Below are 12803 nucleotides of genomic sequence, written 5' to 3' on the forward strand. Positions count from 1 at the left end.
ATCTGGCCGCCGTGGAGCTCCACCAACCCCCGGGCGAGGGCCAGGCCGATGCCCAGCCCCCCTGGGAGCGATCCGCGGCGGAGCCGACCTGGGCGAACATCTGGAAGACGCGTTGCAGATCTTCCGCGGCCAGACCCACGCCCGTATCGATGACGCTGATAGCGAGTTCGTGATCGGTGTGGGAGACCTCGATCCGGATCGCGCCGTGGGTGTCAGTATACTTTGCAGCATTGGCCAGCAGATTCGACAGCACCTGGGCCAGGCGCAGCGAATCGACTGTCACCTGCAGGGGGTAGGGCGGCAACGTGACGGTCAGGCGGTGCTGCCTGGATTCGATCAGGGGGCGCACTGTCTCGACCGCGGCATCCACGATGCCGGCCAGGTCGGTCGGTACCAGGCGCAGCTGCAGGATGCCGCGGGTGATGCGCGATACGTCGAGCAGGTCATCGAGCAGCAGCGCCATGTGGCGGACCTGCCGCTCGATCACATCCAGGCTCCAGCGCTGCTGCGACGGGCTGGCATGGCCGGCCTTGGCCACCGCGGTGGCCTGGCGGATCGGGGCGAGGGGATTGCGCAGCTCGTGGGCCAGGACAGCGAGGAATTCGTCCTTGCGCCGGTCGGCTTCCTGCAACGCCAGTTCCTGGCGCCGGTGCTCGGTGACGTCTGCGTACCACACCGCGACGGCGCCTGGCAGCGGCGAGGCGATCACGTGAAACCACACGGACGCACCGGACAGATCCACCGCCAACTCGAACTCGCGCACCTGGGCGTGATCGGCCACGGCGGTAAGGTGCTCGAACAGGCCGGGAATGCGCCAGCAGTCCGGATACTCGTCAGTGACGGGGCGGTTGACCAGGTCGGCGGCCGCCCGTCGCAGCGTCTTCGCGGCTGCCGCGTTGACGTAGTCCCAGCGGAAATCGATGACCTGGCCGGCTTCGTCGCGCACCGGCGTGAGCACGTTGAACGGCACGGCCGATGCTTCCAGGACCAGCTCGAACCGCTGCTGCTCGGCCTCGACGCTGGCGCGCGCCAGGGCGCGCTCGACGTAAACGGCGGCCTTGCGTGCACAGATATCGCCCAGGCGTGTTTCGCGCGCGTCCGGCACACGTGGCACGTCAAAGTAGAGGGTGATGACGCCGATGGCCGCGCCGTCCAGTGTCAGCAGCGGCGTGCTGCAGAGCGCGCGGAATCCGCAGGCGCGGGCGATCGAGCGGTAACCGGCGGCGTGGGCGTCGGTCTGGGTGTCGGCCACGATGCTGCGCGCCTTGGTCGCGAGGACCGCACCGCCAATGCCATCGAAGGGGTGGGCATTGGACAGTTCCAGCAACTGTTCATCGGGAAGGCCCAGGCTCGCACACACGCTCAAGTGCGTGCCGCCCGGGTCGACCAGTGCCACCACGCCCTTGCGGCAGCCATGGAAAGCCGCCAGTGCGCGTAGGATGGCGGTCAGTTCGCTGCGCAGGTCGGGCAGTTCGAGCAGGTGGCCGCTCAGATCGTGCAGGCGCTGCAGGTCGTCGACCTGCTGTTCCAGGTGGTCGCGCGCGGCGCGCAGGGCGAGGTCGAGCCGCTTGCGTTCGGAGATGTCGATGACGGCGCCGCGGAGCCAGCGTGGCTTGCCGTCGTCAAATTCCACGTCGACTTTCGAGAGCGTCCAGCGCACGGTGCCGTCGGGGCAGCTGATGCGGTGCTCGTGCTCGCGGTGCAGCGGGCGCGACGGGTTGGCGTCGGGGGGAATGGCGTAAATGCCCAGGAGGAAGTCCGCCATGACGGCATCGGGCGCGCCCATCGGTACGTCGAGCAGGTCACGCAGTCCGGGTGAGGCCGACAGCGTGCGCGTAGCGAGGTCGATCTCGAACAGGCCGACGCCCACGCTTTCCTGCACCAGCCGTAGGCGGCGCTGCGCGTCAAGGGCCAGCTGCGAGATAACCCGCAGCCGTCCGGAAATGCCGATGACCAGCAGCGATACCGCGGCAAAGACCAGGATTGCGAACCGATCCGCCGGCGCGTGCACGGCGATCGTCGCGGCCGGTTCGAGCAGGTATGCCGCATTGACAACGCCGGTAGCGAGCACGAACAGCGCGTGCGCGCGGCCGATCGTCACCGCGGCGATGACGATCGCGGGAATGAAAAACAGAAAGGGGATGCGGGGCCCAGCCCAGGGCTGGATGCACCACTGCAGCCCGGCCGCCGCCGCGGCGAGCACTACCGCCACCAGCAGGCGTACCTGGCGCGACCGCGAGCCACCCGGCAGTAACGCGCCCAGCCAGCGGTCGGTGCGTGAAACGCTCGACCGGCCGGGCGATTTGTCACTGGCATCGGGCACCGAGGACTGCATGACATCTCCGGTCGCGCTACAGCCTGCCGTCGGAATGGGCGCCCTGCGGATGTCACTGGTGATCGTCGCGACCCCGCGTGTGACGCGCAGAGTGCCCCCGTATGGATTTGTATATCACGCGCCGTCCCGCCTGAAAACCGCGCCGGACAGGCCCGGTGCGGCTGGCGCGGCGACGGGTGGATGAGGCCGCCGGCAGCCCCTGGCCGGCGGGCGGCGTCCACTAGCGCGGCATTTCGAATCCGGCGCGGAAGATTTCATCGGCGGCGTTCACGGCAATATCGATGCCGGTGACTGCCTGCGTGCCCAGTACTGTGATCGGCCGCGACTCGCCGGCGGTGCACACGGCCGGGGTTGTCAGCGTTTCCAGGAAGCACTGCGCGGTGGGATGGATCTGCGCCTGGCGCCAATCCGCGGCCCAGTCGGCGGCCATGACCAGGTAGCGGCCCGACGTCAGTCCACCGATGTGGTAGGTGCCGTCGGTCGTCGTCCTGGTGGTTTTGAGCACCCGCTGCGTTGCCACGTCGAGCACCAGCGCGGTCGCCCCCGACAGGCCCAGTCCGGTTGCCCGCTCGAGGATGCGGCCACTGATGGCGCCGCTTTCCGTGAGGCGGAACTCCACCGGACCAGAATGGGGTTGCAGGTCCAGCGCGATGTCGCCGAATTCCCCGGCGGTGGCCGCTTCGTTGCAAAAGCGGTTTGCCGGAGTGCAGGCGACGTTGACGGTGGCGCGGTCGATCCAGCGGGCAGCGCCAGCGAGGGTACGCACGATGACGCGCGATGCGCCCTGGAAGCCCGTGAGCACGAAGTCGCCGTCCGCGTTGCTGACCGCTGTCGACACGGGTTGAAAGCCCCAGGTCGACAGGGACCAGGGCTCGTCGGCGATGCGGCCGGCGACAACGCGGACACCGGCGATGGGCTGCCCGTCATCCGCCTGCACGAGGCGGCCGTGGATGCTGCGCAGCGGGGTCAGCGTGGCGTCGAGGTTGTCCACCAGCGGCAGGTCCGGAATGACGACCGTGGGCGCGCTGGCCGGCTGGCAGGCAGGTTCGTCGCAGGGTTCACCCAGATGGAACGCGGCGCGGTAGTCCACCGGCGAACCACTGCGCATCAGCAGCTTGACCGGCCCCGGCAGCACGGGGCCCAGCACAGGCCGGCCGTCGGGACTGCGCCACTCGCTCGTGCGATACCGCGTTGGCTGGTCCGCGACGAAGGCCACCATCTCGGCGTCAGGGACCGCCGTGCCCGCCATTGCATCCACGGCGCGGCCGCGCATATACACGCCGCGCCGGAGTGACACGTCCACATTGGTCACCTCTTCTCCACTGGGCACGGTGACGCCGGCCGGGGGATCGGTGCAGGCGATGTGGAAATCATCGCAGTCAAAGTCCGGGTAGTAGCGGCGCACATAGCCGTTGGTCCACGGACTGTCGGTGCCCTGCGCGTCGGACCACACGCGGTACTGCGCCCCGACCAGCGCCCCGATCGCGTAGCTGCCGTCCGCGGCGGAGGTGGTCGATGCGGTGCTGCTGCTGTCGCCGTGGCGGTGCACGACGACGGTTGCGCCCGCGACGGGCGCACCGTTGGCGCGGTCGGTGATGCGTCCGGCAATACGCGCGCCGCGGGCCAGGGCGAAGTGGACGGTCTCGTGGCTGGCCGCTATCCACGCCCAGGGCTGGGTCTGCGCATCGCAGGTGCTCTGCGAGACGCATTGCGCGCCGTCCTGATTGCGATTCACGTACACGGACGATGCCGTGACGACCGCCAGCCGCCCGGCGAAAGGAATATCCAGCGTGTAGCGCCCCGCATTGTCGGTGATGTCGCTGTCGACCAGCCGGGGCGCCTGGGACGGCGGCTCACGCAGTATGGCGCGTACGGGAACGCCGGCGAGCGGTGCGCCGCCGTTGTGGTCCGTGACGATGCCACTGACGGTGCCGGCGAAGGCGGGGGAGAAAGCGCGGCCGCGGCAAGAAGGGTGGCGACAGCACGGCGGGTCGGAAAGTACAGGACAGTTCGCATGTTCATCCATTCCATGGAGAAAAACCGCATTCGACCCGGCGAACGTCAGTGCCGGCAAATGACAATTTATCTCTTCATGATGAACGTGTATCTGTTCCCAAGTGTACTAAGGGTAAGTGCGACAAAGCGTCGCTGGCGAGGCAAATGGCGAAAAACGGCGTGCGGAAGCGGTGATCCTGCCAGACGCCGCCGGCTGCGGCATCTGGCAGGCAGGAGCTTCACCCGAGCTTCACGTCGAACGGGCAGCCTGTCCTGGCTTTGACATCATCCAGGCTCACGCCTTCGTGCAGTTCGATCAGTGCCAGGCCGCCGCCCTGCTTGACTTCGAACACGCACAGGTCGGTGATGATCAGGTTGACACACTGCTTGCCGGTGAGCGGCAGCTGGCATTCGGGCAGGATCTTCGGCGATCCGTCCTTGGCGGTGTGTTCCATCAGCACGACGACGCGCTTGACGCCCGACACGAGGTCCATTGCACCGCCGGGGCCCTTCACCATCTTGCCCGGCACCATCCAGTTGGCCAGATCGCCGTTCTGCGACACCTCCAGACCGCCGAGGATGGACAGGTCGATGTGACCGCCGCGGATCATCGCGAAGGAATCGGCGCTGGAGAAGAAGCTGCTGCCGGGAATGGCGGTGATGGTCTGCTTGCCCGCGTTGATCAGGTCCGCATCGACCGTCGCCTCGGTGGGGAAGGGGCCGATGCCCAGGAGACCATTCTCGGACTGGAGCGTGACATCGAGCCCTTCGGGAATGAAATTCGCGACGAGGGTCGGGATGCCGATACCGAGGTTGACGCAGAAGCCGTCGCGCAACTCCTTCGCGGCGCGACGCGCCATGCGCTCGCGCACCGGATTTTCCTTGCCCGCCGGTGTGCCGCCGGAGAGCGTGCGGAACTCGATGCGCTTTTCGTATTTCTCGCCCTGGATAATGCGATCGATGTAGATGCCGGGCGTGTGGATCTGGTCCGGATCGAGCTCGCCGATCTCCACCAGTTCCTCCACTTCCGCGACCGTGACTTTGCCGCAGGTGGCGATCATCGGATTGAAGTTGCGCGCGGTCTTGCGGAACACCAGATTACCGAACTTGTCGCCCTTCCAGGCTTTGACGATGGCGACGTCGGCCTTGATCGCCGGTTCCAGCACGTAGTCGACGCCATCGAACTGCCTGGTCTCACGCTTCTCCGCCAGCTTGGTACCGAAGGCGGTGCGCGTGTAGAAGCCCGGGATGCCGGCGCCACCGGCGCGCAGGCGCTCGGCCAGCGTGCCCTGCGGAACCAGTTCCAGTTCCAGTTCGCCGGCGAGCACCTGGCGTTCGAATTCCTTGTTCTCGCCAACGTACGAGGCCACGACCTTCTTGACCTGGCGCGTCTTGAGCAACGGGCCCATGCCGAAATCATCGACGCCGGCGTTGTTGCCGACGATGGTCAGGCCTTTCGTGCCCGATTCGAGAAGGGCCTGGATCAGGTTTTCCGGAATACCACAGAGGCCGAAGCCGCCAGCCGCGAGGGTCATGTTGTCGAACAGCAGGCCGTCCAGGGCGGCGGCGGCGTTGGGACATACCTTTTTCACAAGTATTCCTTCCTTTGTAGGTGCAATGCGACAGCCGGCCGCGGCGATGGGGGTCAGGGGCGGCCCGGCCCGAGATGGCAGGTGCGCGCCGCCGGAGACGGAGCGCAGGCGGCGCGAGGGTATTACGCCAGGGAGGACGGGTTCAATCTGTCCTTTTGGACAAGGGGGCTGCCGAATGCCCGCGCATGGTCGTCGTCGGAGGGAAAACCGGCGTGCTGCCGGCCGTTCCGGTGGTAGAGGCGAATGGCGACGATGGTATTGTCCGGACTAGTTCGGGTTGGTTCCATCACGCGACACCGGGCCGCGCGCCCGAAGGACGCGCGGCCGGTTGTTTCAGCCGTGTTGCATCAATCGCAGGCGCGTCCGCTCGGTTTGCCGAGGCGCTTCCAGACCAGCTCGCCCTCGCCCTGCGGAATGCGGGGGTCGGAAGATGGATTGCTACGATACCTAATGCGTAGCGTGTTGCAGTCGGGGAACGACAATTCCACGACGCCCCAATACGTCGGTGCATCGGCGCTGCGCTTGCCGGCGAATTGTCCGCCGCTCGTGTAGTACGCCTTTGCGGATACTTTACGCAGGTGTCCATAGTCCGAGCCAGCGCCGACCAGGAAGAGTGGCAGGCCGTCGTTGTCGTAGGTGAACCATTCAAAGCGCAGAGGCGTGACATCGCCGTCCAGGATCGTGCCTTCCAGGGACTCGATCACGATGCCTTCGCCCGGATGCGCCGGATCGTAGTAGTGACCGCCGACGTAGCTGGTGATCGGAAGGTTCGGAAACGTAGCCGGCGGTACGTAACCTGGCAGGCGCAAGGTCGCCGTGGTCCCCAGCGGACTACTCAGGCGCACGGTGATCGGGCCGTTCAGATCCACACCTTCGGCCCATTCAAGAAGGTACCGATTGCTGGGCATCTCGTGGAAGACGTAGCCGACATCATCGCCCGCGATCGTTGGGGTGGGTGATTTGGTGACCTCGGGTCTGACGAAGACGTCGCTGCCGGTCTTCCCCACCTCGATCGCCGGCAACAGTCCGCCATAGGTGATGGTGTAGGCATGGTCATCCCTCGTTTCGAGCTGGACCACCGAATGCGTGGCGTCGCAGGCAATCCGACGCAGACTCACATACATCCGGATGTCTTCGTAGTAACCCGCCGCGCCCATCCGTGGCACCTGGATATAGCCGTGCGTCTCGTCCGAAGCGACGTTCCCGGTCTGAATGTTCCTGGTCTGGTAGTAGTGCTCCGGCGTGATGCAGGAAGGCGGGTAGGGCAAGGCGTCGGGTGAGCGTGCCTGGGCCGGCAGGCCGGTGCTGCCGGCGAGAGCCAGGACCAGCATCCACACCCCATGTAGTGCAATTTTCATCGTCGACTCCAATCGTTTCGTTGCGGGCGTGGGTCATCAATCACAAGCGTGATCGGCGGGTTTACCGAGGCGCTTCCATTCAAGCGTGCCACTGCCCTGCGGAATCGCCGGGTCGGCGGAACCGCTGCTGGCGTAGCTCAGCCGCAACGTGTTGCAGTCGGGAAAACTCATCTCGACCGTTCCCCAGGGGACTGGCGGAGCGGCGTTGGCACGTCCGGCAAACCGCCCGCCCCTGAGGTGTACGGCGGGCAGCCGGGTGCTGCGCGAATGCGGGTCGACCGTATCACCCCCGGTCAGCCAGAACGGATGCCCGTTCTTGTCGTAGGTGAACCAGACGTAGCGCAGATAGGTGTGGCCGGCGGCATCCGGGGTGCCGATCGACTCGATCACTATGCCTTCGCCAGGATGGGCCGCATCGTAGTAGTGCCCTGCGACGAAGCTGTCCAACGGACGCGGCTGAAGGACTTCTTCGGTCGGTACATAGGCTGGCAAGGTGACGTAGACCGGTTCGGCGACCAGTGTGTCCACCCTGATCGTGACAGGGCCATTGAGATCCGGGCCGATGGTCGGTTCGAGAATGTAATCGTTATTTACATATTTGTGGAATGCGCGCCAGAGCTCGTTCCCTGACGGTACCGGCAGGGGCGTCCTGCTGGGGTTCAACCCGTGGAACTGGTCGTCGCCGGCGGATCTGGCGGCGAAGTCGGGTAGCACGCCGCCGGGAATTTCGCCGGGCGGCGCCATATCCGTCGTCGAAACGACGAGCACCGACTGGGTCGCCGTACAGGGCACGCGGGCAATCCGGAACGCCATCTTGATCGGATCCGCCGGCCGCGTCGGCTGGATGCGGACGACATCGATGATGCCGCTGGCTTCCGGGTTGGCCGGACCGCCGGACCGGTACGCCGGCCAATCCGGCAGGCAGGAGGGCGGGTAGGGGTCGCGACCGGCCCAGTGTGCTGCGCCGGTCGCGCTCCATGACAGCATGGCGGCCGCGCCAAGGCGGCTGCAGAGCCTGGTGATGTGTTGCATAGTCCACTCCGATAAAAAGCGCAGGAATTGTCCGGGAGTGCCCTGCGGCATCCTGCTCGCCACGGGCTGTCTGTCCGCGCAGCAATGAATCGCTCCGCCACGGGTGACGGATTGATGGTGCGTGGAGACAGCGGAGAGTTAACACGCCGGACCGGATTCGACGTGGGCCATTTGAGGCAAAACCCGACGGAAAATGGCTTCCCGGCGAACGCGGACCTTCGCACGCGCGGAAGCGCGCTGGCCCGTTGCGGACTGGCGTGGGTACATCGCGCAGCACCCCGGGCGGGCTACGCCCACGCGATGGCGTGACGGCTGCGAGCGCCGTGGATGATGCGCGACAGCGATTTCAGGCGCGTCTCACGACGTCGCACTCGCGGATCAATCGCAGGCGTGGCCGCTGGGTTTGCTCAGGCGCTTCCATTCCAGCTGGCCGGTGCCCTGCGGCACGGCGGGATCGTTGCTGGGGTCGCTGGCGTAACTGAGTCGCAGCGTATTGCAGTCGGGGAAGCTCACCTCGACGGTGCCCCAGCGAATAGGGGATACACCGGTGGTCTGGCCGCCAAAGCGGCCGCCCGTCAGTCGAACGGCTGGCAGGCGTGCACTGCGTGCCCGCGCGTTGACCGAATCGCCGCCGGCCAGCCAGAACGGATCGCCTTTGCGGTCGTAGGTGAGCCAGGTGAAGCGCAGGTAGCTGTTACCTTGGGCATCCGGGGAGCCGATCGACTCGACGATGATGCCTTCGCCCGGATGCGCGGGGTCGAAATAGTGACCGGCCACGAAGCTGTCGAGCGGACGGGCCTGCAGGATCTCGGCGGTCGGCACGTAGGCCGGCATGGTCAGCATGCGCGGCGTGTCCACGCCGCTGTCGATCTTGATCGTGATCGGGCCGTTGATGTCGGCGGCCGCGGAAAACAGGATGTAGTCGTTGTTCGCGTTCTGGTGGAATTCGTGCGAGATCGAGGTGACGCGCCAGGCGGGAAATGCGTTACGCGTGGCAAACAGGTGCAGGAACTGGGTCGCGCCGGCGGGCTTCACCGTGAAATACGGCAGCACGCCGCCCGAGATCGGGCCTTGCGGCGCGACTTCGGTTGTCGAGACGACGAGCACCGATTGCGTGGCCGTGCACGGCACGCGCGCGATCTTCACGGTCATCGGAATCGTGCCGGCCTGGTACAGCGGCTGGATCCGTCGGACCTGCAGCGTCGCCGTCACTTCCGGATTGGCCGGCCCGCCGGACAACCGCTCCGGCCAGTGCTGCAGGCATGAGGGTGGGTAGGGCGGCGTGTCGTATTCCGCGTGGGCGGGAAAACTGGCAAACGCCGCCAGCGCCAGACAGGCGCCGAGGCAATACCGCAGGTACTGGTTCATCGGTGTTCTCCAAACGTGAGGGCAGAACGTGTGTGCAGGCGGCCGCAGCGAGTCCCGCGCTGCGTCCGGGCCTGCCGACCTCGGCACGGCGGCGACGACGCCGATATCGATATCGGCGCGTCACCGTGTGTTACCCGACGCGCCGGCGTCTGCGCGGCGGCGACAATTAGCACGACAGCCCGGGATGAAGGTGGTCCGGTAACGCGGACTTCTGCCGCAAAATGGTCCGGTCGCTTCTCGCCAGGCCGGTGGCTCTCGCGGCCCGGTCCCGTCGCATCCTTCAATCCCCCGACCGCAGCAACGATCCGAAACTCAGGTAGATCGAACTCGTACCGCCTTCCGCACGGCCGTAGCCCAGGAAGATGGGGCCCAGGAACGTATCCACACCCATGAAGAGGCTGCCGGCACCGACAACGCCATCGAGGTCGATGGCGCTGCGCTTGTCCCAGATGCCGCCGGCTTCCAGGCTGGCACCCGCATAGACCGGCACGGAAAACAGGGTCGTGGCGTCGGTCAGTCGCCGGTAGTAGACCACGCGGCCAAGGGCCGTCTGTGTCGCCAGCAACTGATTCTCGGTGTATCCGGACAGGTTGCCCAGGCCGCCCAGCGTGCCATAGCTCGACAGCAGGTCGCCGTCACCGCCCGCGCTGTGCAGGCGTGCGCCGAACAACCAGCTGTTGGCGCCGGAGGAAACCGCGGTATCCCAGCTCAGTCGCGTGACATCGACGCTGGTACCGTGCGCGGTGTCGATGAGGTATTCCTCGCTGATATCCGTGCGGGAGCCTTTGCGCGGAAACCCGGAATTGTCGAGCGTGTCGCGTGTCAGGCGCAGTTGTGCGCCGGCAAAGGTGCCGCTGACAGCGCGTGGAAAATCCGACGCGCCGACGCGCCGCCGTGCTTCGTCGTAGCCATATTCGAGCGCGCCGGAAAAGCGCCAGCTGGCGTCGGGCGTGTAGCCAAGCTCCAGCGCCGACAATGTGCGGCTGCGCCGATAGATGGCGAATGTGTCGTTCGGATCGGTCGTGGCACCCAGTGAAAAGTTGTAGGCACGATGATCGATATAGGGGGCGAGGTAATACTGGCCGGCGCGCCCGAATGGCTGGTAGAACTCCGAGTGCAGGCCGGTGATGCGCCCGAGCTCGATGCGGTTGCGCAGTTCACCGCCCCGCTCGTTCAAGCCGGTGAAATTCACCTCGCCGATCAGCTGGTAACTGTTGCGGCCGGCGAAGTCGTCCGACAGGCGCATGCCGAAGCGCAGGAAGTTCGGGCCCCAACCCTTGTCGACGGGCTGCACGGTGATACCGGTCTGCCCATCGCGTTCGTCCAGCTGGTAGGTGATGCGCTCGTAGCTGCCGTCGCCGTAGGCAAGGCCGATTTCTTTCTCCAATCGATCCGGGTCGAACACCTTGCCTTCGTTTTCCGACAGACGTTGCTCGACGTAGGCTGCCGTGCGGCTGCGGCCGCGCAGGACATCCAGAAACGCAATCAACGGCGGATCGAAGGGGCGCTGCTGGTGACGCTGCTGGAACTGTGCGTAGCGCGTTTCATCCACCGCATAGCGCCGCAGCGACGCGATCGATGCTTCCGCACTGGCCATGCCTGCGGCCACGGCTTCACCGGCGCGGTGAAAATCCGCGCTCGCAAATTCGCCCAGATCCGGCACCAGCAGCAGGTCGTCCGGACCGAGCGTGGCCAGCTGTGCATCGGTTTCGCGCTTCATCAGCGTCGTGAGCATTTGATTGGCGATGACGAAGGGCGAGTTGAGCTTGTCTTCGCTCGCCAGCGGTTCGCCGACATTGACCACGATCAGGCGTGTGGCGCCCAGGGCGCGGGCCACGTCGATTGGCACGTTGTCGACCACGCCGCCATCGACCATGAGCTTGCCGCGATAGCGAACCGGCGCAAATGCGCCGGGCACGGACATCGATGCCCGGATCGCCATGGCGAGGTCGCCGTCGGAGAAGATCACCTTGGCGCCATCGGCGATATCCGTGGCGACGGAGCGGAAGGGGATCGGCAGTTCGTCAAACGTCTTCAGCGTGGCGGTCGAGAGCATCAGGCGGCGCAGCAGCAACTGCATCTTCTGGCCCTGGATCATGCCGCGCGGCAGGGCGATGCTGCCGTCCTTGAGGCCCAGCTCGATGCCGCCGAGGAAACGAAGCTCGTCTTCCTTGCGCCGCATTGGCAATTCGGCGCGCGGAGGATCGTCGCGGAACATGTCTTTCCAGTCGATACCCTCGAGCACCCGCTCGATGTCATCGGCGTGGTAGCCCGCGGCATAGAGTCCGCCCACCACCGCGCCCATCGACGTGCCCGCGATGCAGTCGATCGGAATGCGTTCGCGCTCGAGCACCTTGAGCACGCCGATATGCGCCGCGCCGCGCGCGCCGCCGCCGCCGAGCACAAGGCAGGTTTTCGCGCCGGCCAGCGCGGGAATGCCCAGGAACAGGGCCAGGATCAGTCGGAAACAGTGTCGCATTATTTATTCCTGCCGCCGTGCGCAACGCTGCGCGCAGGCGTAGTCGGTGACGCCTGCCAGCGTCAGTCTTTCCACTTCAACGAGCAACCCATGCTGGGGTATTGCGGCACGACGGTCGTGCCCGTACGGGCGATCTCGACCATGGCGTCCACCAGCTCGCGTGCCTGTCCCGGCTGGCGTGCCGCGCGGTGGGCGGCATCCAGGCGGCCGCGGAAGCGCAGGTTCAGGTCAGCGTCGTAGCCGAAGAAGTCCGGCGTGCACACCGCACCGTAGGCGCGTGCCACGGACTGGTCTTCGTCATACAGGTAGGGGAAAGGGAACCCGGCGGTGTTGGCCAGCTCGCGCATCCGCTCGAAACTGTCTTCCGGATAGGCCCGGGCGTCGTTGCTGCTGATCGCCACCACGCCCACGCCCGCGGCCTGGATATCGCGGCAATCGGCAAGCAGCCGGTCCAGAATGGCCTTCACGTAAGGGCAATGATTGCATATGAACATCACCAGCAGCCCCTTGGGGCCCCGGCACCCGGCCAGGGAAAGGTGACCGCCGGACGTGGCCGGCAGCCGGAAATCCGGCGCGGGCGCGCCCAGTTCGGGGTCGGGAGTCTGTACGAGGGCCATCGGACGTTCCTGCCAGGGGAAGGCCGG

At 66.3% G+C, this 12803-nt stretch carries 7 protein-coding genes and 1 pseudogene; all 8 read right to left on the bottom strand.

Annotation, left to right across the window (positions count from 1 at the left end):
- Positions 1-67: 67 nt before the first annotated feature.
- Positions 68-2335 (bottom strand): annotated as a pseudogene (locus N4264_RS06590) (GAF domain-containing sensor histidine kinase); the annotation flags it as partial.
- A gap of 220 nt (positions 2336-2555) precedes the next feature.
- Positions 2556-4361, bottom strand: a complete 1806-nt coding sequence (locus N4264_RS06595; RefSeq protein WP_261696268.1) for a carboxypeptidase-like regulatory domain-containing protein — start codon at positions 4359-4361, stop codon at positions 2556-2558.
- Between the two features lie 208 nt (positions 4362-4569).
- Positions 4570-5922 carry a 3-oxoacid CoA-transferase gene (locus N4264_RS06600; protein WP_261696269.1) on the bottom strand — a complete coding sequence of 451 codons (1353 nt, stop codon included), beginning with the start codon at positions 5920-5922 and terminating at the stop codon, positions 4570-4572.
- Between the two features lie 347 nt (positions 5923-6269).
- On the bottom strand, positions 6270-7280 hold the full coding sequence (locus N4264_RS06605) for a hypothetical protein (protein WP_261696270.1): 1011 nt from the start codon (positions 7278-7280) through the stop codon (positions 6270-6272).
- Positions 7281-7316: 36 nt separating this feature from the next.
- Entirely contained in the window at positions 7317-8312 is a 996-nt protein-coding gene (locus N4264_RS06610) for a hypothetical protein (RefSeq protein ID WP_261696271.1), read from the bottom strand.
- Between the two features lie 378 nt (positions 8313-8690).
- The gene (locus N4264_RS06615; RefSeq protein WP_261696272.1) at positions 8691-9680 is read right to left on the bottom strand and encodes a hypothetical protein; all 990 of its coding nucleotides are present in this window, start codon (positions 9678-9680) and stop codon (positions 8691-8693) included.
- A 280-nt stretch (positions 9681-9960) separates the two neighbouring features.
- Complete coding sequence (locus tag N4264_RS06620) at positions 9961-12159, bottom strand: patatin-like phospholipase family protein (RefSeq protein WP_261696273.1); 2199 nt, start codon at positions 12157-12159, stop codon at positions 9961-9963.
- Positions 12160-12221: 62 nt separating this feature from the next.
- Positions 12222-12776 carry a thioredoxin family protein gene (locus N4264_RS06625; RefSeq protein ID WP_261696274.1) on the bottom strand — a complete coding sequence of 185 codons (555 nt, stop codon included), beginning with the start codon at positions 12774-12776 and terminating at the stop codon, positions 12222-12224.
- Positions 12777-12803 lie beyond the last annotated feature (27 nt).

The organism is Tahibacter amnicola (assembly GCF_025398735.1).
In the GTDB taxonomy this organism is placed as follows: domain Bacteria; phylum Pseudomonadota; class Gammaproteobacteria; order Xanthomonadales; family Rhodanobacteraceae; genus Tahibacter; species Tahibacter amnicola.